Source organism: Streptomyces sp. NBC_00091 (assembly GCF_026343185.1).
GTDB lineage: Bacteria > Actinomycetota > Actinomycetes > Streptomycetales > Streptomycetaceae > Streptomyces.
Window position 1 is genome coordinate 455,178 of the sequence record NZ_JAPEMA010000001.1, and the last position, 25,798, is coordinate 480,975.

The 25,798-nt window shown below is 72.6% G+C and carries 20 protein-coding genes; 2 read left to right on the forward strand and 18 right to left on the reverse strand.

Annotated elements, in window-relative coordinates; translation table 11 throughout:
• Positions 1–169: 169 nt before the first annotated feature.
• Together OOK34_RS01950 and OOK34_RS01955 are read right to left on the reverse strand one after the other, a co-directional pair.
• On the reverse strand, positions 170–631 hold the full coding sequence (locus OOK34_RS01950) for a hypothetical protein (RefSeq protein ID WP_267032120.1): 462 nt from the start codon (positions 629–631) through the stop codon (positions 170–172).
• 3 nt (positions 632–634) lie between these two features.
• Positions 635–3,454, reverse strand: a complete 2,820-nt coding sequence (locus OOK34_RS01955) for a phosphotransferase (protein WP_267032121.1) — start codon at positions 3,452–3,454, stop codon at positions 635–637.
• Positions 3,455–3,694: 240 nt separating this feature from the next.
• Between OOK34_RS01955 and OOK34_RS01960 the strand changes: the two genes are divergently transcribed.
• Positions 3,695–5,089 (forward strand): cytochrome P450, encoded by a 1,395-nt coding sequence (locus OOK34_RS01960; protein WP_267032122.1) that lies wholly within the window; start codon positions 3,695–3,697, stop codon positions 5,087–5,089.
• Between the two features lie 10 nt (positions 5,090–5,099).
• On the opposite strand, the gene OOK34_RS01965 is transcribed toward OOK34_RS01960, so the two are convergent.
• Together OOK34_RS01965 and OOK34_RS01970 are read right to left on the reverse strand one after the other, a co-directional pair.
• Positions 5,100–5,672 carry a hypothetical protein gene (locus tag OOK34_RS01965; RefSeq protein ID WP_267032123.1) on the reverse strand — a complete coding sequence of 191 codons (573 nt, stop codon included), beginning with the start codon at positions 5,670–5,672 and terminating at the stop codon, positions 5,100–5,102.
• A gap of 35 nt (positions 5,673–5,707) precedes the next feature.
• Complete coding sequence (locus OOK34_RS01970) at positions 5,708–7,273, reverse strand: MFS transporter (protein WP_267032124.1); 1,566 nt, start codon at positions 7,271–7,273, stop codon at positions 5,708–5,710.
• 82 nt (positions 7,274–7,355) lie between these two features.
• Here OOK34_RS01970 and OOK34_RS01975 point away from each other — a divergent pair, with 82 nt between their 5' ends.
• Complete coding sequence (locus OOK34_RS01975; protein ID WP_267032125.1) at positions 7,356–9,413, forward strand: prolyl oligopeptidase family serine peptidase; 2,058 nt, start codon at positions 7,356–7,358, stop codon at positions 9,411–9,413.
• Between the two features lie 92 nt (positions 9,414–9,505).
• On the opposite strand, the gene OOK34_RS01980 is transcribed toward OOK34_RS01975, so the two are convergent.
• The 14 genes from OOK34_RS01980 to OOK34_RS02045 form a co-directional block, all read right to left on the reverse strand.
• Positions 9,506–10,477: an ABC transporter ATP-binding protein gene (locus OOK34_RS01980; protein ID WP_267032126.1), complete on the reverse strand. Its 972-nt coding sequence runs from the start codon at positions 10,475–10,477 to the stop codon at positions 9,506–9,508.
• On the reverse strand, positions 10,474–11,478 hold the full coding sequence (locus OOK34_RS01985) for an ABC transporter ATP-binding protein (protein ID WP_267032127.1): 1,005 nt from the start codon (positions 11,476–11,478) through the stop codon (positions 10,474–10,476). The genes OOK34_RS01980 and OOK34_RS01985 overlap by 4 nt, the downstream gene beginning before the upstream one ends.
• Entirely contained in the window at positions 11,478–12,464 is a 987-nt protein-coding gene (locus tag OOK34_RS01990; RefSeq protein WP_267032128.1) for an ABC transporter permease, read from the reverse strand. Before OOK34_RS01990 ends, OOK34_RS01985 begins: the two co-directional genes overlap by 1 nt.
• Positions 12,461–13,453 (reverse strand): ABC transporter permease, encoded by a 993-nt coding sequence (locus OOK34_RS01995; protein ID WP_267032129.1) that lies wholly within the window; start codon positions 13,451–13,453, stop codon positions 12,461–12,463. The genes OOK34_RS01990 and OOK34_RS01995 overlap by 4 nt, the downstream gene beginning before the upstream one ends.
• 22 nt (positions 13,454–13,475) lie before the next feature.
• On the reverse strand, positions 13,476–15,218 hold the full coding sequence (locus OOK34_RS02000) for an ABC transporter substrate-binding protein (RefSeq protein WP_267032130.1): 1,743 nt from the start codon (positions 15,216–15,218) through the stop codon (positions 13,476–13,478).
• Between the two features lie 217 nt (positions 15,219–15,435).
• Positions 15,436–16,146 (reverse strand): GntR family transcriptional regulator, encoded by a 711-nt coding sequence (locus tag OOK34_RS02005; protein WP_267032131.1) that lies wholly within the window; start codon positions 16,144–16,146, stop codon positions 15,436–15,438.
• A 56-nt stretch (positions 16,147–16,202) separates the two neighbouring features.
• Entirely contained in the window at positions 16,203–17,156 is a 954-nt protein-coding gene (locus OOK34_RS02010) for an ornithine cyclodeaminase family protein (protein ID WP_323183391.1), read from the reverse strand.
• Entirely contained in the window at positions 17,153–18,163 is a 1,011-nt protein-coding gene (locus OOK34_RS02015) for a proline racemase family protein (RefSeq protein WP_267032132.1), read from the reverse strand. Before OOK34_RS02015 ends, OOK34_RS02010 begins: the two co-directional genes overlap by 4 nt.
• Positions 18,160–19,164: a proline racemase family protein gene (locus OOK34_RS02020; protein WP_267032133.1), complete on the reverse strand. Its 1,005-nt coding sequence runs from the start codon at positions 19,162–19,164 to the stop codon at positions 18,160–18,162. The genes OOK34_RS02015 and OOK34_RS02020 overlap by 4 nt, the downstream gene beginning before the upstream one ends.
• 30 nt (positions 19,165–19,194) lie before the next feature.
• Positions 19,195–20,121, reverse strand: coding sequence for a dihydrodipicolinate synthase family protein (locus OOK34_RS02025; RefSeq protein ID WP_267032134.1), 927 nt, complete (start codon positions 20,119–20,121; stop codon positions 19,195–19,197).
• Between the two features lie 75 nt (positions 20,122–20,196).
• On the reverse strand, positions 20,197–21,738 hold the full coding sequence (locus OOK34_RS02030) for an NAD(P)/FAD-dependent oxidoreductase (RefSeq protein WP_267032135.1): 1,542 nt from the start codon (positions 21,736–21,738) through the stop codon (positions 20,197–20,199).
• On the reverse strand, positions 21,719–22,036 hold the full coding sequence (locus OOK34_RS02035) for a (2Fe-2S)-binding protein (protein WP_267032136.1): 318 nt from the start codon (positions 22,034–22,036) through the stop codon (positions 21,719–21,721). Before OOK34_RS02035 ends, OOK34_RS02030 begins: the two co-directional genes overlap by 20 nt.
• Positions 22,036–23,163 (reverse strand): FAD-binding oxidoreductase, encoded by a 1,128-nt coding sequence (locus tag OOK34_RS02040; protein ID WP_267032137.1) that lies wholly within the window; start codon positions 23,161–23,163, stop codon positions 22,036–22,038. Before OOK34_RS02040 ends, OOK34_RS02035 begins: the two co-directional genes overlap by 1 nt.
• A 125-nt stretch (positions 23,164–23,288) precedes the next feature.
• On the reverse strand, positions 23,289–25,697 hold the full coding sequence (locus OOK34_RS02045) for a collagenase (protein ID WP_267032138.1): 2,409 nt from the start codon (positions 25,695–25,697) through the stop codon (positions 23,289–23,291).
• Positions 25,698–25,798 lie beyond the last annotated feature (101 nt).

Genomic DNA, 25,798 nt, shown 5'->3' on the forward strand with positions numbered 1-25,798 from the left:
GGGGGGACGCTGGATACGACGGTCACCAGCGGCAACCCGTCAGTAGCTTTCAGATCGAAGATCAGCCCCCTCGCCAGGATCCCGGGCGTAGGGGCCGATTTGTGTGCGCTGGCGTTCAGGCCGCAGCCGGTCCCAGCCTCCAGGGTGGCGATCTCGCAGTGGAGGAGGGTCAGACGTTCGTCTGACCCCGCCTCATCGGCAGGATCCGCTCCTGCGTCCCGTTCCCGTCCTGCCAGCGCACGTGGACGGTGAAGCGGCGCGCTCCGCGGTGCGCATCCGCCACCGGAATCCACGGCACGGGATAGCGGGCCCCCTTGTCGAGCCGCAGGAGCGGGAACTCGTCCTGCGGGGAGTCCGCCAGTTCCACCGCACCGCCCCTGACGTCCTTGACTTCTAGGTCCACCTGCTCAGCCGACGCGGGACCGTGGTTCCAGACCACCAGGTGGTATCCGGCCTGCCGGATAGTCCCGTCGGGCAGCTTGATCTTGGCGAACTCGGACGTGCGGTGGAAGTAGGCGGTCACCTCGGCGGCGAGCTTCTCGCGCTTGCGCGCGCGGTGCTGGACGTACGCGGTGACAGCCGACACGGCGAGCGCGCAGAGCGCAATCAGGGTGCCTATCCAAGCGTTCACAGGTCAACTACCCTTCTGCAGCCGTACAGCCGCGTTCCACTTGTGCCACAGCGCGGAGGTGATCACCGTACTGAGCGTCAGGGCGAACTTCCGCTGCTCGAGCGTGAGCGTGGAATAGCGCACCATGGGCAGCAGCGCTCCGGCGAGCGCGAGGTGGTACTCGTCCACCGTTACGGGCCAGTGTCCCTGGCCGCATCCGATGGTGATCTCCCGGATCCGGCGCGTGACCTGCAGCATGAGTTGCTCCTCCGCAGTGAGCTTCTCGCTCGTGCCGGCTGGCCGGGGCAGCAGCTCCCCCTTCTCGCCGGCAAGCACGCTGGCGATCCAAGACGCCACCCGCCCGGCGGCCTCCTGGTCCCAGGTGAACACCTGGCACAGCAGGCTCGCCTCGAGCCGCGCGAAGTCCTTGCACACATGGCCGTCGTGCGCGCTCTCAAAGTCGATGAGCACGGGTTTGGGCTGCTCGTTACTGAGCGTGCACAGCACGTTGTCAAGATGCAGGTCGCCGTGGGCCAGCACCAGAGTGGTGTCGAAGTCGAGTAGCCCGATGTCGAAGGAGTTGATGATCTCCTCGAACATGCCCTGGCCCGTCTCGGAGAGCTCGGCGGCGAACCAGAGCGGGTTGACCGTCGCCACTCCAGAGAGCTGCGCCATCGCCTTCCGCAGCCCGGGAGCGGACTCGCCCCACGCGCTGGTGTCCTGCACTTCAGGTGTGAGCTCCATGCCGAGGTCGGCCTTCACGGCGTCCGCCGTGAGCGCCCTCAGCTCGGTCCTCGCCCAGCTTGCGGGAGACTGCTTCCGCGGAGCGGGCGCCGGCCGGAAGACGGGGTACTCCGCCCGGAGGTCGATTCGGTCGCGGCGGCTGTGGGCGAGCCAGGGCCTCATGTTAGTCAGGAGCAACTTCTCGATGGTCTTAACCGCCATGTCGGGGGATGCCGTACGGATCCAGGAGGTCAGCGTGCGCGGGGTCTCACCCTCCTCGAACGCATAGGCTGTCTCGACGGCGCGCAGCGGGTCGCCGTTGTCACCGAGATACATCTCCATCGCCTTGGCATCGCATTCGCTCGGCCGGTTGTTGGGATGGAGCCGCTTCGCGAACGTCCGAAAATTGGCTTCCTCCCGCAACACCTTGTCCCGCTGGTCGATCTTCAGGACGGACCGGGGGCCGTAGCGGGTGGTCAGCAGGTAGGTGGGCATCCGGCGGTCCTTGAAGAGCCGGCCGTGCACGGTGACCACCTCGCCGTGGGACAGCCCCTGCGCCACCACGGCCCGCAGGACGGGCGTCGGGATCCGGACAGCTCCGCCAGCGGCGGTAACCAGGGACGTGCCACGAGGAGTCGCGGCGCTGTCATAGGTCCACGGGTTGCTCGCGACGCGCACCTTGCCCGCCGTCTCGAGCAGCGTGCTGACGCCTTCCTTCCACTCGCCCCGCTCCGCCTGCCCTTCAGAGTTCGCCGAGTGGTCGAATACCACATCGATGACCCAGTGCGCGCACGTCTCGTCCCATCCGGAGACGCAGGCGAGCGCGAAGCAGGCGCCGTTGCGGCTGCCCTCCTTCTGCCAGTGGCGGAGAAGCAGCTCGGGCCAGGTCGACCGGTCGGTCTTCCCGGCCGTATACACCCGCGGGTCGCGGTTGCTCTCCTGGGGAAGAGCGGGGTTGGGCCCAGAGAGCATGAGGTACGTGCCGACGGAGGCCAGCACGTTGAACCGCAGAGTGGGGTAGCGCTCGAAGAACACCGGCGGGACCTGGTGCGCGACGCGGAGCTGGATCTCCGCGCAGTCGAGGATCAGGTCGCGGGCCGGGTCCATGAACCTCAGGTTGCTGCTGAGGAAGGCCGTCAGATAGCCCATGAGGTCATGGAGGACGTGCGGCCGGTTCGTGGGGAGGCCGTTGTCCACCTTCCACATCCAATGGTTGGCGGTGGCCGAGATCACCCAGCGCAGCCGACGCTCGTCCAGGGCCTTCGTCTGGGTGGCGAAGTTCCTCATGGAACGGGCCAGGTTCTGCAGGTCCCTGAGGTCGGATGGAATGCCCTGGGGGAAGTACGCCAGGACCGCCTTCGCGTCCTCCTCGAGACGCCTCCCGAGTTCCCGGTCGAAGGCTCCATGGTGCCTGCTCACCTCCCTGAAGTACGCGAGCATCTCCTCGATCCGCTCGTCGGCGGGAGCCCGGTCTGGCGACCAGTGCGCGGCCAGTTCATCCACGAGCTCTGCGGCGGTAGCGGCTTCACTCCGCAGCAGCCTGGGCGTGAACCGTTCGTGCCCGCCGACGCCCTCGGAGTCCTCGTCGTCCTCGGGCTCCCCCGGACCCTCGTCGGACTCCTCGATTTCGTCGAACCTGGCCCTCGGGCGCGCGAGAGGCGTCGTCCTCGGGGCCGGGATGTCCGCGGGGTCCGAGGTCAGGATCTCGGCGAGGTCCCAGATCGGTTCGTCAGGGCGGGGCGGCAAGTCGTGGAGCTGGAGCGCTCCCAGGTCCTGCAGTCTCTGGGCACAGATCTCGCGGTTGCGGGAGATTTCCGCTCCACGGGAGCTGTCGGCATCGGGGTCACCGAGCAGGACCAGATGTCCGACCTGGAGGGCGAGCACGGCTTGCTTCGCCCCGCCCTGGTTCTCCAGTTCGACGCCCATCCCCTTTAGCCCCGCACCGAGGTAGTAGCGGACGTCGTCGACGGGCCGCCCCTTGCGGTGCAAGTTGTAGGCGACGGCGAGGTGCCGGGCCGCCCGGAGTGCCCCGGTGGTGCACGACTCAATGCCGGGGTACGTCGCCCCGTCCGGGAAAGGAAACATGGACCGCGCCCATTCGACGTGCTGGGAAACGTCCAACTCGTCTTACCTCCACGCTGGTTGGTGCCCTGATGTCAGGATCCAGACACGCTAGAGGAGGCTTTAGGCGGCGGGGGCGGAATCTCGCCACAGGTCGGCACCGGCCGATCACGGTCTCCTACCTGGAGACCCCCTAGCGCGGGCGGGTGGCGGGATTCGGCCGGATGGCTCGTAGGGCCTCGCCCGGAGCGGGGCGGGGCGGGCAGAATCGCCCCATCGGACGGTGTCGAGGGGGCGGCGATGGCGGTAGGGACAGGACCGGAGACGGACGGGGCGGGGGCGGGGATTCCCGACCTCGAGGGGGTGCCGCTGCTCGGGTCGCTCTTCGACCTGAAGTCGGACTCCCTCGGCACCTATCTGCGCGCCCGGCAGCGGCACGGGGACGTCGTACGGATCAGCGCCGGCCCGCCCGGGCTGCGCGCGGAGCTGTACTGCGTCTTCTCGGCGGAGGGCGCCCAGCGGGTGCTGGCCACGGAGGCGGCCAACTTCCGCAAGGACAACCTCTTCTACCAGGAGCTCCGGGACTCCTTCGGCAACGGCCTGCTGACCAGCCAGGACGAGGACTACCTGCGCCAGCGCCGGCTGGTGCAGCCGCTGTTCACCCGCCGACGCGTCGACGGCTACGCCGGGGCCGTCGCCGCCGAGACCGAGGCCACCCTCAGCGCCTGGTCGAAGGCCCGGGACGGGATCGTCGACGTCTCCGCCGAGATGATGCACCTGGCCCTGCGCGCGGTGTCGCGGATCCTCTTCGGCGCCGACGTGGACACCACCGTCGACGTCGTCCACCGATGCTTTCCGGTCATCACGGAGTACGTACTGCGCCGCGGCTACTCCCCCGCCAGCTTCCCGCGCACCTGGCCGACCCCGGGCAACCGGCGGGCCGCCGCCGCGATGGACGAGCTGTACGCCGTCTGCGACCGGATCATCTCCGAGCGGCGCGGGGCGGCCCCGGGCCGGGAGGAGGGCGAGGACCTGCTGACGCTGCTGGCCGGCGCGCAGAGCGCCGACGACGGCACCTTCGACGCCGCCGAACTCCGCGACCAGGTGCTCGTCTTCCTGCTGGCCGGGCACGAGACGACCGCCACCTCGCTGGCCTTCGCCCTGCACCTGCTCGGCCGCCACCCCGAGGAGCAGGCCCGGGCCCGCGAGGAGATCGCGCGGGTGCTGGGCGACCGTACGCCGGAGGCCTCCGACCTCGAGCGCCTCCCGTACCTCACCCAGGTGCTCAAGGAGGCGATGCGGCTCTACCCCGCCGCCCCGGTGATCGGCCGCAAGGCCGTCGCCGCCACCGAGGTCGGGGGGCACACCATCCCGGCGGGCGCCGATGTGATCCTGGCCCCCTGGGTGACGCACCGCCACCCCCGTTACTGGAGCGACCCGGACCGGTTCGACCCCGACCGCTTCGCGCCGGAGGCCGAGGCCGGCCGCCACCGCTACGCCTGGTTCCCCTTCGGCGGCGGCCCGCGCGCCTGCATCGGGCAGCACTTCTCGATGCTGGAGTCGGTGATCGCGCTGGCGATGGTCCTGCGCGCCTACGAGTTCGAGGCCGTGGACCGGGAGATCCCGGTGAGCGCCGGGATCACCCTGCGGGCGGAGGGCCCGGCGCGCTGCCGGATCCGCCGCGTGGACGTGTAAGGGCCTGCGGTCAGCGGTAGTCGTCGGGGTGGTCCTGCATCCAGCTGTTGATCTCGTCCCGGGTGCCGGTCAGGGCGCTCTGGTGCTTCTTCAGGTTCTCGAAGGTGCGGTCGCCGCCGAGTTCCCTGTCGAGCTTCGCGATCAGGGCGATCGGCTCGGGGAAGTGGCCGGGGCCCTTCGGGTCGGCCTTCATCGCGCGGTCCAGGCGGTGGAGTTCGTCGTAGACCCGGCCGAGGAAGTAGGCGCAGTTGCCCGGGGTGCAGGAGTCGTTCAGGGTCGCCTGGAGGCCGGCGAAGGCGTCCCGGACGAGCTCGGGCGGCGGGGAGGCCGGGTCGCCGGCCGGGGTCCGCGAGGCCGTGGGCCCGGTGGTGGGCGCGGTGGTGGGCGCGGGACCGCCCGTACCCGCGGAGCCGGCGGCCGCGGACGGCACGCGGGCGGCGGAAGCGGAGGCAGGGACGGAGGCCGACGGCGAGGCGGGCGAGGTGGCCTTCGGGTCCGCGCCGCTTCCGCAGGAGACGGTGAAGGCCGCCAGGGTGACGGTCAGGGCCGTGGCGGCGGCGCCGCGCATGGTGGATCGGAACATCGGTTTTCCCCCCGGTTTTCGATGATCAGGCGACCCTACCTGCCCGGATCCTCCTGGACGGCGGCCGGGGTGTGATTGCCCTGGAGGCGTTCCAGGTCCGAGGGCCGCACCTGGATCGCGAAGACCGCGATCACCGCCCCGACCAGGGTGAAGAGCGCCGCCGCCACGAAGGAAGCGCTCACCCCCGAGGCGAGCACCTGGTCGGCCCAGGGCTTGGGGAGCTGTCCGGTGCGGGCGAAGAAGGCCTTCTGCTCGGGGCTCGCGGCGCCGAGGAAGGCCGTCACCTGGTCCTTGGCCTCGTTGCGGCTGGCCGTGCCGAAGACGGTGACCAGGATCGACAGCCCGAGGGACCCGCCCACCTGCTGCATCGAGTTGAGCAGCCCGGACGCGGCGCCGGACTCCCGGTCGGGCACGTCGGACAGGGCCATCAGGGTCAGCGAGACGAACTGCAGTCCCATGCCGGTGGCGAAGACGAGGATCGGGCCGAGGATGCTGCCGAGGTAGGTCGAGTGGATGTCGGTGAGCGTGAGCCAGCCCAGTCCGGCCGCGCAGCACAGCGCGCCGGTGACCATGAAGGGCTTGGGCCCGTACTTCGGCAGCAGTTGTGAGGCGGTCCCGGCCGCCACCGCGACCATCACGCTGACCGGCAGGAAGGCGAGGCCGGCCCGCAGCGGGCTGAAGCCGAGGACGTTCTGCACGAACAGGGTCAGGAAGAAGAACATGCCGAAGATCGCGCAGGCGAGGAAGAGCATGATCCCGTACGTCCCGGCCCGGTTGCGGTCGGCGAACATGTGCAGCGGGGTGATCGGCTGGGGCGAGCGCCGCTCGTTGAGGACGAACAGGACCAGCAGGACCACGGCGGCGGCGAAGGAGCCGAGCGTGAATCCGTCGCGCCAGCCCTCCTGGGAGGCGCGGATGAAGCCGTAGACGAGGGCGACCATGCCGCAGGTGCCCAGCAGCGCGCCCGCGAAGTCGAAGTGTCCGGGGTGGGGTGCGGACTCGCGCAGGACCTTCGAGGCCAGCAGGGCGATCAGTACGGCGATCGGGACGTTCACGAAGAGCACCCAGCGCCAGTTGAGCCATTCGACGAGCACCCCGCCCGCGAGGAGTCCGATCGCACCGCCGCCGGCCGAGACGGCGGCGAACACCCCGAAGGCCCGGTTGCGCGCGGGGCCTTCGCGGAAGGTGGTGGTGATCAGCGCGAGCGAGGTCGGGGAGGCGATGGCTCCGCCGACGCCCTGGAGGGCCCGGGCGGCCATCAGCTGGCCCGCGTTCTGGGCGAGGCCGCCGAGGAGCGAGGCCAGGCCGAAGAGCAGCACGCCGAAGATGAAGACGCGTTTCCTGCCGAGGATGTCCCCGGTGCGCCCGCCGAGGAGGAGCAGCCCGCCGAAGGTGAGGGTGTAGGCGTTGACCACCCACGACAGGCTCTCGGTGGAGAAGTCGAGCGCGGTCTGGATGTGTGGTAGCGCGATGTTCACGATGGTGATGTCGAGAACGACCATGAGCTGGCAGGAGGCGATCACGACCAGGGCCAGCCCGTTTCCGCTCCCGCGGACCTTGCCGTCGGTCCCGTTGTTGTTCGGCAGTGCGTTCGGGTCCACTAGTCGACGCTATGCCCGCCGACCGGGGGTCACCACTCGAATGGTCTATGCTGTGTGACATTGTACATGCCACACTGAGATCATGGACGATTTCCTCAGGCTCTCCGCCGAAACGGCCCGGTTCACCCACGGTTCACCCCGCGCCTTCTCCTTCGGCGACGACGGCCGCCTCCTGTGGTTCCTGCGCTCGACGGGCCCCACCGACCCCCTCGAAAGCCTCTGGGTCCTCGACACCGCCACCGGCGCCGAAACCCGGCTCGCCGACCCGCGCGAGCTGTCCCCCGAGCCGGGCCGGCTCCCCGTCGCCGAGCGCCGACTGCGCGAGCGCACCCGGCTCGTGGCCACCGGGATCGGCTCGTACGCCCTCTCCGGCGACGGCCTCCGCGCCGTCTTCCCGCTCCACGGACGGCTGTACGGGGTCACCCGCGACGGGAGCGGCGCGCCCGTGGAGATCCCCACCGCCGGCCCCGCCCTGGACCCGCGCCCGAACGCCGACGGCTCGCGCACCGCCTACGTCGCGGACGACGCCCTGCACCTCGCGCCCGGCGGCCGGATCAGCCCCGCCGACGGGGCCCGGTGGGGCGTCGCGGAGTTCGCCGCCGCCGAGGAACTCGACCGGCCCCGGGGCCACTGGTGGTCCCCCGACGGGGTCACCCTGCTCGCCGCCCGCGTCGACGAGAGCGCCCTCCAGCGCCGCCACTTCGCCGACCCGGCGCACCCGGAACTCCCGGCCGAGGACTTCGCCTACCCCGAGGCGGGCGGCCCCAACGCCGACGTGCAGCTCTGGGTGCTCGGCCCGGACGGGGCCCGGGTACGGCTCGACTGGGACGCCGACACCTACCCGTACATGTCCGACGCGGGCTGGGAGAGCGCGTCGGAGATCCTGCTGACCGTCCAGGACCGGCTCCAGCGCAGCGTCCTGCTGCTCACCGCCGACCCGGCCACCGGCCGCACCCGGGAGCTGTCGCGCACCACGCACCCGCAGTGGGTGGACCCGCTCGTGCCCGGCACCCCGGCGCGCCTGCCCGACGGGCGGATGCTCACCGCCGTCGACACCACCGGCGGGGCCGCGCGCGCCCTCGCCGTCGACGGGAAGCCGCTCACCGGCGACGGGATCCAGGTCCGCCGGGTGGCCGGGATCCACGAGGGGCTGCTGCTCATCGAGGCCGGCCTGCGGGACCCCTCCGAGCAGCAGGTGCTGCTGCTGGACCCCGCCACCGGGGAGCTGACCCCGCTCGCCGACGGGCCCGGGGTGCACAGCGTCACCGCCTCGGCCGGGACGCTGCTGCTGACCTCCGCCGACGCCGACGGGATCCGGCGCACCGTACGCACCACCGACGGGCGGGCGTTCGTACCCGCCGACCTGTCCGCGCCGCTGCCCCACCGGGTGGCGCCGGTCCTGGAACGGGTCACCGAGCACGGTGTGCCGACCGCGCTGGTACTGCCCCGCGGCCACGTCCCCGGCCGGCGGCTGCCCGTACTGATGGACAGCTACGGCGGCCCCGGCTTCCAGGACGTGTCCGCCGAACCGCGCCGCTGGCAGCACCGGCAGTGGTGGGCCGACCAGGGCTTCGCCGTGGTCACCGTCGACAACCGGGGCACCCCGTACGTCTCGCCCGCCTTCACCCACGCCATGTACCGGGGCTTCTCCGAGGTCACCCTCGAGGACCAGGTCGCCGCGCTGCGGGCGCTCGGCGAGCGGCACCCCGACCTCGACCTCGGCCGGGTCGGGATCCGCGGCTGGTCCTACGGCGGCTACCTGTCGGCGATGGCGGTGCTGCGCCGCCCGGACGTCTTCCACGCGGCGGCCGCGGGAGCCGCGCCGACCGACTTCCGGCACTACGACACGGCGTACACCGAGCGGTACCTGGGGCTCCCGCAGGAGCACCCGGAGGTGTACGAACGGGACTCCCTCATCGCCGACGCGCCCGGGCTGACCCGGCCGCTGCTGCTGGTCACGGGCCTGGCCGACGACAACGTCCACCCCTCCCACACCCTGCGCCTGTCCCGGGCCCTGACGGACGCGGGCCGCCCGCACCAGCTGCTGGCGCTGCCCGGTGTCACGCACATGACCCCGGGCGGAACGAGGGAGAAGATCATGGCGCTGGAGCTGGAGTTCTTCCGCCGCGAACTGGCCTGAGCGGCGGTGACACCGAAGGGCCCCGCGGACGCCGTTGTCCGCGGGGCCCTCCCGCTTCCCGTGATCCCCGTCAGTCACCCGGGCCCCTCTGCCTACACCAAATGACAAGCCACCTCGCGCGAGGCGACGAGCCGCAGCAACGGCCGCTCGGTGCGGCAGATCTCCTGCGCCTTGGGACAGCGCGGGTGGAAGGTGCAGCCCGGGGGCGGGGCGGCCGGGCTCGGCGGGTCGCCGAGCAGCACGATCCGCTCGCGCCGCCGCTCCGCCGCCGGGTCGGGCAGCGGAACGGCGGACAGCAGCGCCCGGGTGTAGGGGTGCTGCGGGTTCTCGTAGAGGGACTTCTTGTCCCCGATCTCGACGATCCGGCCGAGGTACATGACGGCCACCCGGTCGCTGACCCGTTTGACGACCGACAGGTCGTGCGCGATGAACACGTACGCCAGGCCCAGTTCGGCGCGCAGCCGCTCCATCAGGTTGACGATCTGCGCCTGGACGGAGACGTCGAGGGCGGAGACCGGCTCGTCGGCGATCACCAGCCGGGGGCTGGTGGCCAGCGAGCGGGCGATGCCGATGCGCTGGGCCTGGCCGCCGGAGAACTCGTGCGGGTAGCGGTCGATGTGCTCGGGGATCAGCCCGGTCAGCTCCATCAGCTCGGCGGCCCGGCGGCGGGCGTCGGCCGCGCTCCAGCCCTGCACCAGCAGGGGGTCGGAGATGATCCGGGCCACCGTCTGGCGGGGGTTGAGGGAGGAGTGCGGGTCCTGGAAGACCATCTGGATGTTCCTGCGCAGGGGCCTCAGGGCCCCCTGGGACAGCCGGCTGATGTCCTGGCCGTCGAAGGTGACGCTGCCGGAGGTGGGTTCCAGCAGCCGTACCAGCATCCGGCCGGTGGTGGACTTTCCGCAGCCGGACTCCCCCACGAGGCCGAGGGTTCGGCCGGCCTCCAGGTCGAAGGAGATCCCGTCGACGGCCCGGACGGGCGCCGCGCGGCGCCCGGTCAGCGACCGCTTGCCGGGGAAGGTCATGGTCAGGTCCCGTACGGACAGGAGCGGGTCGGTCGTGGTCATCGGGCCGCCTCCTCGACGGTACGGGCGCCGGCGAAGTGGCAGGCCACCGTCCGCCCCGGTGCGTCCCCGTAGCCCTCCAGTTCCGGGCGGACCTCGGTGCAGCGCGCGGCGGCGCGCGGGCAGCGCGGGGCGAAGGCGCAGCCCGGGGCCGGGTGCAGCAGGGACGGCGGGGAGCCGGGGATGGAGGGCAGCGGGAGGTCGTCGGCGCTGTCGAGGCGGGGCAGGGAGTCGAGCAGGCCCCGGGTGTAGGGGTGGGCGGGGTCGGTGAACAGCTCGTCGGCCGGGGCCTGTTCGGCGGCCCGCCCGCCGTACATGACCAGGACCTCGTGGGCGACCCGGGCCACCACCCCCAAGTCGTGGGTGATCATCACGACGCCGAGGCCGCGTTCCTGCTGGAGGCGGGCGATCAGCTCGAGGATCTGCGCCTGGACGGTGACGTCGAGGGCGGTGGTGGGCTCGTCGGCGATCAGCAGGTCGGGTTCGCAGGCCAGGGCCATGGCGATCATCGCGCGCTGGCGCATGCCGCCGGAGAACTGGTGCGGGTACTCCCCCGCCCGGCGGGCCGGTTCGGGGATGCCGACCTCGCCGAGCATGTCGACGGCCCGTTTGCGGGCGGCGGCCCGGCCGGCCCGGAAGTGCACCCGGAAGTGCTCGGCGATCTGCTCGCCGACGGTGTAGTAGGGGTGCAGGCTGGACAGCGGGTCCTGGAAGATCATGGCCATCCTGCGGCCGCGCACCTTGGCCAGTTCCTTCTCGGGCAGGCCGGTGAGCTCCCGCCCCGCGAGGGCGACGGAGCCGCTGACCTCGGCGCCGGTCCGGTGCAGGCCCATGACGGCGAGGGAGGTGACGGACTTGCCCGATCCGGATTCGCCGACGATGCCGAGGGTGCGGCCGGCCTCGACGGTGAAGCCGAGCGAGTCGACGGCCCGTACCGTGCCGCGCGGGGTGGTGAAGGTGACGCGCAGATCGCGCACTTCGAGCAGGGGTGGTGCGGCGGCCATCAGTACCTCACCCTCGGGTCGACTACGGCGTACAGGAGGTCGACGGCGAGGTTCGCGACGACGATGAAGAAGGCGGCGAGCAGGGTGACGCCGAGGACCACGGGCTGGTCGGAGCTGACGAGCGCCCCGTAGAACAGCCTGCCGATGCCGGGGAGTCCGAAGATGGACTCGGTGATGACGGCTCCGGCGAGGAGCCCGCCGAGGTCCATGCCGAAGATGGTGAGGATCGGGGTCATCCCGGAGCGCAGCCCGTGTTTGACGACGACGGTCCGCTCGGGCATGCCCTTGGCGCGGGCGGTGCGGATGTACGGCTCGGCCATCGCCTCGATCATCGAGCCGCGGCTCTGGCGCGCGTACATGGCGGCGTAGAGCAGGGCGAGCGCGGTCCAGGGGAGCAGCAGGTTCGCGGCCCAGCCGAGGGGGTCGTCGGTGAGGGCCTGGTAGCTGGGGTAGGGCAGCAGCCCGGCGGTGCGGATGACTCCGTAGATGAGCAGGACGGAGGTGAAGTAGACGGGCAGGGAGGCGGCGGCGACGGCGCCGACCATCAGGGCCTTGTCGGTGGCGGTGTCCTTGCGCAGGGCGGCGGTGACTCCGGCGCCCAGGCCCAGGAGGAGCCAGAGCGCGGCGGCGCCGACGGCCAGGGAGGCGGAGACCGGGAGCCGGTCCATCAGCAGGTCCCAGACGGGCAGGGAGTTCTCGTACGAGTAGCCCAGGCAGGGGAAGTCGCACTGGACGGCGTACTGGCCGGTGCCGAGGGTGCGGCCGGTGAAGATGCCGGTGAGGAAGTCGGCGAACTGCTTCCACACGGGCTGGTCGAGGCCGAGGTACTGCCGTACGTCGGCCAGCCGTTCGGCGCTGCAGGTCTTGCCGCAGGCCGCGGCGGCCGGGTCCGAGGGCAGGACGTAGAAGATGAGGAAGGTGACGGCGGCGATGGCGAGCAGGACACCGGTCAGGGCCAGGAGCCGGCGCAGGAGGTAGAGGATCAACTGCGGCCGCCCCTCGGGTCGAGGATGTCGCGCAGGGCGTCGCCGAGGAGGGTGAAGGCGAGCACGGCGAGGAAGAGGAAGACGCTCGGGATGACGAAGTACATGGGATCGGTCTCGTAGAAGGCCACGGACTCGGCGATCATCTGGCCCCAGGACGGGGTGGGCGGGCGGACCCCGACGCCGAGGTAGCTGAGGGCGGCCTCGGTGCTGATCATGCCGGGGATGAGCAGGGTGGTGTAGGCGATGACCGGGCCGGAGACCCCCGGGAGGATGTCGCGGGTCAGGATCCGCCAGGAGCTCGAGCCGCCGACGCGGGCGGCGTCGACGTACTCGCGGTGTTTGAGGGAGAGGGTCTGGCCGCGGACCACGCGGGCGACGCCGGGCCAGCCGAAGAGGCCGATGACGGCGGTCATCAGCAGGATCCGGTTGACGTCCTTGGCCACCGACAGCATCGCGATCATGAAGATCAGCGAGGGGAAGGACATGGTGAGGTCCATCAGCCGGGACAGGACGGCATCGGTTCGGCCGCCGAAGTAGCCGGCCGCGATGCCGGCGGCGGTTCCGGCGAGGACGACGATGGCGGTGGCGGCGAAGGCGATGAGGAGGGAGACCTGGGCTCCGTGGACGACGCGGGCGAACAGGTCGCGGCCGGTGACGGGTTCGACTCCGAGCCAGTGGTCGGGGCCGATCCCGCCGAGGGAGCCCAGCGGCAGGCCGCCGAGGTAGGGGTCGACGGCGCTCTTGTCGAACTCCTCCGGGGACCAGCCGCCGAGGGCGCCCAGCCAGGGGGCGGTGACGGCCATCAGGACGAACAGGAGGACGACGCAGGCGCTGACGCGGACGGCGGGGCGGCGGCGCAGTTCCCGCCGGGCGAGCTGCCAGGGGCTGCTGCCCGGCGGGAGGTCCTTGGCCGGCGCTCCGGGCGTCGGGTCTCCGGGCGCGGGGGCGTCGGGCGCCGGGGCGCCGGATGCCGGTGCGGTGGTGGTCATGGCGCTGTGGTCCCTCGCGGCCTCAGCCCTGGCTCTTCGAGGGGTCCTTGAGGCCGACGGTGCCGTAGTCGATGGTGCCGGTCCACACGGGGTGGCCGTAGGCGCCGGCGATGTTGGGGCCGACGAGCAGCGGCTTGCGCTCCAGCAGGACCGGGATGGCCGGGGACTTCTTCATGATCTCGGCGTCGAGGTCGATCCAGGCCTGGTTGGCCTGCTTGGCGTCGGCCATGGCGTTGATCTCGTCGATCCGCTTCATGGTGGCCTCGTCGCGGAACTGGGCGTAGTTGCCCTGGTTGCCCTTGTCCTTGATGGTGCGTCCGTCGAAGACGAAGGGGATCCAGGTGGAGCCGGAGGGGTAGTCGGGGCACCAGCCGGTGAGGGTCATGTCGGGGGTGGTGGAGAGGTCGCCGATGACGTCGTAGTAGGCGCCGGGGTCGACGGTGTCGATGACGACCTGGATCCCGGCGCGGGACAGGCCCTGCTGGACGGCCTCGGCCTTGGCCTTGTCGCCGGTGGAGACGGAGAGGGAGACCTTCAGGTTCTCCTTGCCCGCGGCCTTGAGGAGCTCCTTGGCCTTGGCGGGGTCGCCGGACGGGGCGATCTTGAGGGTGTCGGCCTGCTTGCCGCCGGACAGGGCCGGGGGCAGGTAGGCGGTGGCGACCTCGTTGAGGGCGGGGCCGCCGCCCGCGGTGATCACGGCCTCCTTGTCGACGGCGTACTGCATGGCCTCGCGGACCTTGGGGTCGTCGAAGGGGGCGCGGGAGTTGTTCAGGTGGAGCATCTCGGTACAGCCCTGGGACTCGGCGAGCAGGCGCGCCTTGACGTCGGGCTTCGGCAGCACCTTGGGGGCGCTCTCGGGCCGCATGTCCTGGTACTCCACGGTGGAGGCGTCGGGGCCCTCGCCGGCGATGATGCGGTCGTCGATCTGCCCGCCCTTGAGACCCATGACCATGACGAACTTGTCCGGGTAGGCCTTGCGGACGGTGTCGGTCTTCGGGTCCCAGTGCTCGTTGCGGACGAGCACGAGCTTCTTGTCGCGGTCGTACGACTCGATCTTGTACGGGCCGGAGGAGAACGGGCGGGCGTCGTACTGGGTGCCCTTCTCCTGGGACTGCGGGACGGGCGCGAAGGTCGGCAGGGTGGCGGTGGCGGCGAACTCGGCGACCGGGCGCTTCAGTTCGAAGACGATCGTCCGGTCGTCGGGGGTCTTCACGGAGTCGAGGTGCTGGCCCTGGAGGGGGCCCTTGTAGCCCTCGGCGCCGGCCAGGTACTGGGCGGCGTAGTCGGGGCCGCCGGTGAGGTCGGGGGCGAAGGAGCGCTCGACGTTGTACTTGACGTCCTGGGCCTTGACGGGTGTGCCGTCCTCGTACTTGACGCCTTCCTTGAGGGTGAAGGTCCAGGTCCTGCCCCCGTTGGAGGGGGTGCCCAGGTCGGTGGCGAGGTCGGGGACCAGTTCGCTGCCGGCCTTGCCGGGCTCGGCCTTGAAGGTGACGAGCGTGCGGTAGAGCAGCCGGGTGCCGAAGTCGATGGTCGGCAGCGTCCAGTTGCGGGCGGGGTCGAGGTGGGAGAAGTCCTGGTTGGACAGGACGGTGAGGGTGCCGCCCTTGACCGGGGTGCCGCCCAGGACCTTGCCGTCGTTGGCGGCGGCGGGGTTGGAGGCGCCGCCGGCCGCGGGACCCTTCTTGGTGTCGGAGCAGCCCGAGACGCCGAGCACGAGCGTCGCCACCAGGGCGGTGGCAAGGGTGAGTTGGGTGCGCTTGGTCATGGGTCACTCCAGGGAAGGGCCGCGCTTTAGGGTGTGACCGGTAACATAGTAATGTGAAATTGCACTGACAAGAGGTAGCCGCCGCCGTTATCCAGCCGTGTCCAAATGCCTTCAGCGCAAGGCGAGTTGGGCCCGGACCAGAAGGTCCGGGCCCTGAGGGCTTACGGGGATCAGCGCCGGGCGGGGCGGGCGGGCGGGGGTTGCGGACCCGGCGGGGTTACAGGCCCGAGCCGAGGCCGCCCGGGGTTCGGCCCACGGGTTCGTCGCGGCCCTGGGCCCAGAGGGAGCGGACGTGGCCGAGGTGGCGCTGCATGCAGGCCTCGGCGGCCTCCGCGTCGCCGGTGAGCATCAGGTCGAGGAGCTCGATGTGCTCCTCGGCGGAGGAGACCAGCTTGCCGGCCTCGTCCAGGCCCGTGAGGCCGTAGAGCCGGGAGCGCTTGCGCAGGTCGCCGACGGTCTCGACCAGGCGCTCGTTGCCCGCGAGGGCGAGGAGGCCGAGGTGGAAGCGGCGGTCGGCCTCCAGGTAGCCGATGAGGTTGTGCTCGCGGGCGTTGCTGACGATCTCCTCGGCGACGGGGCGCAGCGCCTCCAGCTGCTCCACCGTGGCGATCTTGGTGATCCGGCCGATGGTGGGCACCTCGATCATCGTGCGCAGTTCGGTGTACTGGTCCAGGTCGCGCTCGCTGACCTCGGTGATCCGGAAGCCCTTGTTGCGGACCGGTTCCACCAGGCCCTCGCGGGCCAGGTCGAGCATGGCCTCGCGGACCGGGGTGGCCGAGACCCCGAGCTCGGCGGCCAGGCCGGGCGCCGAGTAGACGCTGCCCGGGCGCAGTTCGCCCGCTATCAGGGCTGCCCGCAGGGCGTGGCCGACCTGATCGCGAAGCCGCTCCTGGGCCTTGATGAGACTGTGCTGCTTCAGGTCACCCATTGCTCTTCCTCCAAGACCCCGCACACCACCGACGTGCAGGGCAACAGCGTACAATGTCACGTTTCGCTGTTGACCCCGGCCGCCGCCCGGTAGATCGCCACCGCCACCGCCAGATCCTCCCAGGCCATGCCCACGCTCTTGAAGAGCTGTGGACAACTCGGCCGTGCCGCCAGGGGATCGCGGCCCGCGACCAGGTCGGCCAGGGTGCCGCTGATATGACCGGGTCCGATCGCCCCCTCGGCCTCCGGGACCAGCAGGTCCCCCGCCTCGCGAAGGGCCGCCGCGCGCGACTCCACGTACACCGCCGCGCGTCGCACGAGGGCGGTGTCCGTCTCGCGGGCGTCCGGCTCGTGCGAGCCGACGGCGACGACCACCGCACCCGGGGCCACCAGCCGCCCGTCGAAGAGCGGCTCGCGGGCGGTGGTGCAGCACAGGACCAGGTCGGCGCCGGCCACGTCCCCGGCGGTGCCGGTACGGGCCGGGACGCCGAGGGAGCGGGCGTGCGCGGCCAGCTTCCGGGCGCCCTCCGCGCCCCGGGCGACGACCACCACCCCGGCCGCCTCCCGGACGGCGAGCACCGCTTCGAGGTGGCCGTACGCCTGCGGTCCGGAGCCGAAGAGCAGCAGCCGCAGCGGCCGGCCCGCCGGGGCCAGGTACCGCAGGGCGAGCGCGGAGACGGCCGGGGTGCGCAGGGCGGTCAGGGCCGCGCCGTCGAGCAGGGCCAGCGGGCGCAGGGTGGGGCCGTCGAGGAGGAGGTAGCTGCCGGTGATCCGGGGCAGCCCGCGCGCCGGGTTGCCGGGGGCGACCCCGGCGATCTTCACCCCGGCGTACCCGCCCGCGGCGGCCGGCATCAGCAGCAGCTCGCCCGCCGGGGCGCGGACGCTGGTGCGCTGCGGACAGCTCTCCGGGTCCAGCCCGGCGCGCAGGGCGTCGGCCAGGGCGTCGGCGGCCGCCTCCGGGGTGAGGAGGCGGGCCATCTCCTCGGCGCCGAACTGCCGCAGCCCGGTCACAGGAGGAAGCCGGCGCCGAGGGCGTCGTACGGGTCCGCGACGAAGGTGTGCTCACCGGTGCGGTAGGCCGTGCCGGTGACCTCCGTGACCCCGTCCGCGAGGATCCTCCCGGTGAAGACGGTGCCGATCACCGACTCGTGCAGCAGGTCCTCCCCCGCCCCGAGCCGGCCGTCCTCCGCCAGCAGCGCGAGCCGCGCGGAGGTGCCGGAGCCGCAGGGCGAGCGGTCGGTCTGCCCGTCGGCGAAGACGGTGACGTTGCGCTGGTGCGGCCCGAAGGGGGTGTCGGGCAGCTCCTCGTGGAGGATCACCCCGTACACCCCGGAGAGCAGCGGTCCGCCGGGGTGCCAGGTCGCGGGGTGGGTGGCCAGCGCGGCCCGGATCTCCTGCCCGGCCCGCACCAGGGCCGGCAGCGCGGCCCGGGTGACCTCCAGGCCGAGGTCGCGCGCGCAGACGGAGGCGTAACAGGCCCCGGCGTGCGCGATGTCCACCTCCGCGATGCCCAGCGTGGTGGCCACCGGGACCTTGCGGGCGGCCACCCGGGCCGGGACGTTGCGGAAGGTGACCCCGGTGGTGCGGCCCTGGGCCCGGTGGACGGTGGCGCTGACCCGGCCGGACGGTACGTCGATGCGCACCTGGACGTCCCCGTCGTCGGGGGCCGCGACCCGCCCGGTGTCCACGGCCCAGGCACCGAGCGCCATGGTGCCGTGGCCGCAGGCGGTGGAGTAGCCGTCCTTGTGCCAGAACAGCACCCCGAGGTGGGCCCCGTCGTCGTCCGGGGGCACGACGAAGCCGCCGTACATCCCGGCGTGCCCGCGCGGTTCCTGGACGAGCAGCCGCCGTACCTCGTCCAGCGGGCCCCGCCGCGGCGCGGCGGCGGAGCCCCCGGGGCCGATGGCGGTGGCGCAGCGCTCGGCGACGGTGTCCCCCGGGACGGGGGGCAGTCCGTCGCTGACGATCCGGAAGGGTTCCCCCGCCGTGTGGTAGTCGGTGGTGCGGACGGTGGTCACAACAGGAACCCTCCGGGGAAGGGGTCGGCCGGGTCGAGGAAGTACTGGGCGGTGCCGGTGATCCAGGCCCGGCCGGTGACGGTGGGGACCACGGCCGGGTGTCCGCCGACGGTGGTCTGTCCGACGAGCCGGCCGGTGAACTCGGTGCCGATGAAGGACTCGTTGACGAAGTCGGTACCGAGCGGCAGCAGCCCCCGGGCGTGCAGCTGGGCCATGCGCGCGCTGGTCCCCGTACCGCAGGGCGAGCGGTCGAACCAGCCGGGGTGGATGGCCATGGCGTGCCGGGAGCGGCGGGCGTCGGAGCCGGGGGCGGCCAGGTAGACGTGCTTGACCCCGGCGATGGAGGGGTTCTCGGGGTGGACGGGCCGGTCGGGGCCCGCGTTGACGGCGTCCATCACCGCGAGCCCGGCGGCGATCAGGTCCTCCTTGCGGGCCCGGTCGAAGGGGAGCCCGAGGGCGTCCAGTTCGACGAAGGCGTAGAAGTTCCCGCCGTAGGCCAGGTCGTAGGTGACCGTGCCGAAGCCCGGTACCTCGGCCTTCAGGTCGAGGCCGACGCAGAAGGCGGGGACGTTGGTGAAGGTGACGGCCGTGGCCGCGCCGTCCTCGACCCGTACGTCCACGCTCACCAGCCCGGCCGGGGTGTCGAGGCGGACCGTGGTGACCGGCTCGACGGCCGGGACCATGCCGGTCTCGACCAGGACCGTGGCCACCCCGATCGTCCCGTGCCCGCACATGGGCAGCAGGCCGGACACCTCGATGTAGAGCACCCCGAAGTCGGCGTCGGGCCGGGTGGGGGGCTGCAGGATGGCGCCGCTCATCGCCGCGTGGCCGCGCGGCTCGTACATGAGCAGGGTACGGACGTGGTCCATGTGCTCCATGAAGTGGAGCCGCTTGTCGGCCATGGTGGCGCCGGGGATCACCCCGACTCCCCCGGTGATCACCCGGGTGGGCATCCCCTCGGTGTGCGAGTCCACCGCGTGGTAGATGTGGCGCGTACGCATTGCAGTCCCCTTCCGGTCCCCCCGGGGGGACTAGTTGAGCCCTTCGGCGAGGGCCTTCTCGGTGGCGGCGCGCACGGCGGCCTCGGTCTCCCCGGTGAGCGGGAAGCGCGGCGGGCGGGTGGCGCCGCCGGGGCGTCCGGCCAGGTCCATGGAGAGCTTGATGGCCTGGACGAACTCGGTCTTGGAGTCCCAGCGCAGCAGGGAGTGCAGGGACTTGTAGAGCGGCAGCGCGGTGGCGACGTCACCGGCGACGGCGGCCCGGTAGAGGGTGGCGCAGGACTGCGGCAGGGCGTTGGGGTAGCCGGCGATCCAGCCGACCGCGCCGGCGAGGGCGAGTTCGAGGAGGACGTCGTCGGCGCCGATGAGCAGGTCGAGGCCGGGGGCGAGTTCGGCGATCTCGTAGGCGCGGCGGACGTCCCCGCTGAACTCCTTGACGGCGACGATGCTGCCGTCGCCGTGGAGGCGGGCGAGCAGCTCCGGCGTCAGGTCCACCTTGGTGTCGATGGGGTTGTTGTACGCGACGACGGGCAGCCCGGCCCCGGCCACCTCGGCGTAGTGGGCGCGGACGGTGGGCTCGTCGGCGCGGAAGGCGTTGGGGGGCAGGAGCAGGACGGAGCCCGCTCCGGCCTCGGCGGCCTGGTCGGCCCAGCGGCGGGCCTCGGCGCTGCCGTACGCGGCCACGCCGGGCATGACGCGGGCGCCGTCGCCGGCGGCCTCGACGGCGGTACGCACGACCCGGGCCCGCTCCTCGTCGGTGAGGGTCTGGTACTCGCCGAGGGAGCCGTTGGGGACGACGCCGTCGCAGCCGTTGGCGATGAGCCAGGCGACGTGTTCGGCGTAGGCGTCGTAGTCGACGGTGAGGTCCGCGCGCAGGGGCAGGGCGGTGGCGACCATGATGCCGTGCCAGGGGCGGGTGCGGGTGTCGGGGCGGGGCGCGGGGGTGGGCGCGTGGGTCATGAGGGGCTCCCTAGTGTGGTGTGTGACATTTTACTAGTGGGTGCGAGGTGGCCACAAGGGTCCGGGCGGACCCGATCAGCGGCCGGAGGAGGGAAGTTCGGCGTCCGGCGGAGTGAACGGCTCGGGCTCGGGCTCGGGCTCGGGCTCGGGCTGCGACTGCGGCTCCGGCTGCGGATCCGGCCCGGGCTGCGGCTGCGGCTCCGGCTGCGGCCCCCGCTGCGGATCGAGCCCGGCGAGGTGGCGCAGCGGGACCGGGCAGGACAGCGGGCGCCGGTCGGGCGCCGGGTCGCAGCCCGCCAGGGCGGCCACGGCCGGACCGCACATCCGGCCCTGGCACCAGCCCATCCCGGCCCGGGTGAGCAGTTTGACCGTACGGGCGTCCCGCGCGCCCAGCTCGCGGACCGCCTCGCGGATCCGCCCCGCCGGGACCTCCTCGCAGCGGCACACGTCGGTCTCCTCCCGCAGCCAGCCGGTCCAGCCGGAGCCGGGGCGGTGGGCGGCGCCCATGGCCCCGGCGAAGGCGCGCAGCCGGGCGCGGCGGCGGGCGAGGGCGGCGGGGGCGGGCCGGCCGGCGATCGCGTGGGCCGCGATCTCCCCCTCGGTGAGCGCGAGTTCGGCCCCGCCGATGCCGCCGGTCTCCCCGGCGGACCAGATGCCGGGGACGGACGTGCGCTGCTCGGCGTCCAGTTCCAGGGCGGCGGTACCGTCGGGGCCCGGGCGGGTGGCGCAGCCGAGGCCGGTGGCCAGTTCCAGCTGGGGCACCAGCCCGTGGCCCACGGCGAGGGCGTCGCAGGGGATCCGGCGGGCGGTGCCGGGCAGTGGCCGCCAGTGCCGGTCGAGCCGGGCGACGGTGACGGCCTCGACGCGGTCGCCGCCGTGGGCCTCGGTGACGGCGTGCCGGGTGAGCAGGCGGATGCCGTGGCCCAGCAGGGCCCCGCCGTACGTGGCGCCTTCGGCGAGCTTGCCGGGGTTGCGCAACAGGGCGGCGGCCCGCCCCGCGTACGCGGTGTACGAGGCGGCCTCGACGACCGCGGGGACGGTGGCTCCGGCGGCGGCCAGGGAGCCGGCCACGGCGAGCAGCAGCGGGCCGCTGCCCGCGACGACGATCCGCCGGCCGGGCAGGACGAGGCCGCCCTTGAGCATGGCCTGGGCCCCGCCGGCCCCGACGACCCCGGGCAGGGTCCAGCCGGGGAAGGGCAGCTGGCGCTCGTAGGCCCCGGTGGCGAGCAGGACGGCCCGCGCGCGGACGCTCACCGCCGCCTCCTCGGGGCCGTGGCCCGCGACGGCGTGCAGCAGCCGGTCCTCCCCGTCCGGGACCACCGTCCAGACGTGGTGCCCGGGCAGGTAGGTGATCCGGCCCGCCGACACGTGGGCGCGCAGGGCGGCTTCGCGGCGGGCGAAGGCCGCCCAGCCGTGGTGCAGGGCCTGCGGGCGGGCCGCGCCGAGCCCGGGGGCGGGGTGGCGGTAGTACTGGCCGCCGGGGCGGTCCGCGGAGTCGAGGAGGGTGACGCGCAGGCCGAGCCGCGCGGCGGTGACGGCGGCGGCGAGCCCGGCGGGGCCCGCGCCGACGACGGCGAGGTCGGCCCGGCCGGCGGGGCTAGACGGCGAGGTCGGCATGGCCGGTGCCCTCCTGGGTGGTGACGGTGTCTCCGGGGCGGGCCGGGACGAGGCAGGCGCGCTGGTTGGGGCGGCCGTTGACGGTGACGAGGCAGTCGTAGCAGGCGCCGATCCCGCAGAACGCCCCGCGCGGGGCGCCGCCCTCGCGGGTGGTGCGCCAGGCGAGGATCCCGGCGGCCCACAGCACGGCGGCTACGGACTGGCCGTCCTGCGCGGGGAGTTCCCGGCCGTCGAAGGTGACGGTGTGGGCGGGGGCGGGGCTGCCGCCGACCAGGTCGCGGGGGCTGCGGCCGGGCATCAGGGGGCCTCCTCGAAGCGGTCCGGGCGGAAGGGGGTGAGGGGCAGGGCCGGGGGCTCCCCCGTGAGGGTCGATGAGATGAGCAGGCCCGTCGCCGGGGCCAGGCCGATGCCCGCGCCCTCGTGGCCGCAGGCGTGGAGGAGGCCGGGCACCCGGGGGTCGGGGCCGATCGCCGGGAGGTGGTCCGGGAGGTAGGGGCGGAAGCCGTGGTAGGTGCGCAGGGCCCGTACGTCGGCCAGTACGGGGAACAGGGCCGCCGCCTGGCCGGCGAGGCGGCGCAGGGCCTCGGTGGACAGGCCGCGGTCGAAGCCGACCCGTTCGCGGGTCGCGCCGATCAGGACCGGGCCCGAGGGGGTGCCCTCGACCACCGCCGAGGACTGCAGGGCGGCGGAGTCGCTGGCCACGTCGGCGATGTAGTCGGCGGCGTAGACCTTGTGCCGCACCACGCGCGGCAGCGGTTCGGTGACCAGGACGAAGCCGCGGCGCGGCAGGACGGGCAGGGTGGTCCCGGCGAGGGCGGCGACCTGGCCGCCCCAGGTGCCCGCCGCGTTGACCACCATCGGGGCGCGCAGGATGCGGCGGGAGGTGCGGACGCCGCGGACCGCCCCGGACTCCAGCAGCACCTGCGTGACCTCCTCGCCGAGGTACAGCTCGGCGCCGGAGGCGGCCAGCAGGCGGGCCGCCGCCTGGGCCGGCTGGACCTGGGCGTCCTGGGGGTAGTGGAAGCCGCCCGCCTGGCCCGGGGCGAGGTGCGGTTCCAGGTCGCGCAGGGCTGCCGGGTCCGCCTCGGCCCACTCCACTCCTGCCGCGCGCTGCCCTTCGGCGAAGTGCCGCAGGGCCTTGAGGGTGGTCTCGTCGGGGGCGACGACCAGGCCGCCCTTGGGTTCGTACTCGATGGCCTGCGGGAGTTCGGCGGCCAGCTCCCGCCAGAGGCGGACCGACAGCAGTGCCAGGTCGAGCTCGGGGCCCGCCTCCTTGTCGGAGACGAGCAGGTTGCCCTCCCCCGCGCCGGTGGTGCCGCCCGCGACGGGGCCGCGGTCGACCACCGCCACGGAGAGTCCGGAGCGGCTCGCGTAGTACGCGCACGCGGCTCCGACGACGCCGGCGCCAATGATCACGACGTCCATGGTCAGTAATATGTCACATTCTTTAGACGATGCCCAGGGTGTGCCCAGGGTGTGCCCAGGGAGTGCCCGGGGTGTGCCCGGCTGGTCCCGCCCCCCGTTCAGGTTCAGGACCAGCCGGGGTCGGATCAGCTGCGCAGCGGGCCCTCGCAGCTGTAGGAAGAGGTCCCCGCGACCTTGTTGTCCCAGATCTCCAGCGGGCCGAAGGAGCAGTTCATGTCGGCCAGGTTGTTGGAGGCCGTGCCGGCCCGGTCGAGGATGAAGTAGTCGACCGTCTCGGACATGTCCTTGAAGTTCTGGTCCTCGCTGCGCCAGTCCTTCAGGTTCGCGGTGATCTTGCCCGTACAGGTGAAGCGGCGCTTGCCGGGGTCGCCGTTCTCCACGCAGTCCGGGGTGTTGTAGGTGGCCGTGGCGAAGGAGGACTTCACCGAGGCGAGCGCCGAGTCGCGCAGCCGGTCGTTGGGAGTGAAGGTGGTGTTCGGTACGTAGAGCTGGTCCACCTTGGCGATCTGGGCGTCCAGGAAGCGGTCGTAGTCGCGCTGGAGGTAGGTGTCCGCGCCCATGCGGTGGCGCCACGCGTCGTACCCGGCGACGTCGTTGGCGCGCAGGCGGCCGTACATCTCGCGCAGCAGCGAGGGCTTCTCGGTCCACAGGAACTCGAAGAAGGTGCCCGCGTAGCTGTAGAAGCGGAAGCCGTCGCCGTCGTAGGTGGCGTTCAGCAGCTGCTCGACCGTCATGCGGGGGCCGCCGCCCGCGGTGTCGTTGATGACGCTCTTGACCAGGGACTTGCGGACGGCGATGCCGTTGTCGCGGGTGGCCCCGTCGAAGAACTCGGCGGTGCCCTCGTCCATGGCGGTCGTGCGGTCGCCCTCGTACCAGGGGCCCTGACCGAAGAAGCCGGGGACTGCGAAACGGCCGTTGAGGTAGTGCGTGTACTCGTGGCGGAAGAGCTCCTCGAGGGTGAGGGAGGAGTCCTGCGGGACGCGGCGCTGGTAGGTGTAGAAGGTGGCGCCGTTCTCGATGTAGATGCCGCCGTTGTTGGTGCCGTAGCCGGTCAGGATCGGGTGGTAGTTCTCGTAGTCGGCGCGGGAGGCGTAGAGCACGATGTTCAGCGTGCTGTTGGGGTCCCCGGCGAGCGGCTGGTCGGTGCCCAGGACGCGGTGGAACTGCGTCTTGACCTGCTTGCTGGCGTAGTAGAGCTGGTCGACGGTGGCCTTGTCCAGGCCGGTTCGGACCTTGATGGCGCCGTTGTCGTAGGTGTAGGTGTACGGGAAGATCTGCTTCTCGATGTCCTCCTTGCACACCCCGTACGGCTTGCAGGCCTCGTAGAAGTTGAGCCAGGAGACGACCTTCGCCCAGGGCTCGCTGCCGTTGCCGAAGCCGGACCTGACCGTCTCCAGCAGGGCGCCGAGGTCGGCGACGACCTGGTCCCTGAGGCCGGCCACCTGGCCGAAGCGGGCGTACTCACTGAGGGCGTCGCGCACCACCCAGGCGTTGCCGGTGCCCTTGAGGTGGGTGTAGCCGCCGAAGGCCTTGAAGGCGGCGCGGTAGGAGGCGTCCCCGGCGACCGCCGTGTGGAAGGCCGTGTCCTGGTTGCCCGGGTAGACGCCCAGGTAGTTGGTGGAGAGCGCGGCGAGGACGGCGCCCGCCCAGCCGGCGTCGAGGTTCGTGGCCGGGTGGGCCGGGTCCATGGTGGCCAGGACCTTCTTGATGAGGCCGAGCTGGTGCTGGCGCAGGCCCGGGCCCGTGGCGTAGAGGGCTTCGCGCAGGGTGCGGGCGTTGGACGGCGTGACGTCGAAGGTGTGCGCGGCGTTGCCGAAGGCGTCGATGGCCTGGCGCATCGCGGCGACGGTGGGGGCGTCGGTGACGTCGATCTCGTCGCGGGAGAAGTCGTGGTAGGCGACGGCGTGCAGGTAGGTGAACATCTCCTCCAGGTGGGAGGAGTTACGGCCGTCGTGGGCGGCGGCCAGGCTGGATATCCGGCGGGAGACGGCCTGGACGTGGGCATCGGACATGACCGGGGCCAGGCGGGCGTCCCAGGTCCAGATGAGGCCGCGCAGGCAGCCGTCGGCGGTGACGGCCGGGTCGCCGAGGAAGTCGGCGAACTGCTCCGGGGTGAGGTTCTTGATCCCGTCGAGGGTGCAGGGGACTCCGCCGGCGACGCTCGTGGCGGTGGGCGCGGCCTGGGCCGAGGCCGACTGGCGGCTCTTCTCCGCGCGTTCGGCGGTCTCGGTGGAGCCCGGCGCGTTCACGGCCGGGGCGGCGCCGGGCACCCGGCCGTCGGTGACGGCCGTGCCGCCGGGGGCCGGGGCGGGCGCCGGGACGAGCGGCTTGGCGTCGGCGAGGCGGTCGACCTCGTCGAAGGGGTTCGGCGCGGTGGCGTCGGCGGCCGGGGCTCCTGCGGAGAACGTACCGGTGGCGGCGACGGGGGTGCCCCGCTCGGCGGCCTGGGTCACGGCCTGGCCGGCGGTGGCGAGGAGGGTGACCGCGACGGCGGCGGAGAGGAGAGACGTACGCACAGCTCTGTGCTGGGACACCGAAGACTCCTGGTTGGGAGGGAGGTGGGGGAAAGGTGCGTGAACTGCCCTGCGTCACGCGGCGTTTGACGGGGATTAACGTGCCGCGGTGTGAGCTGTAA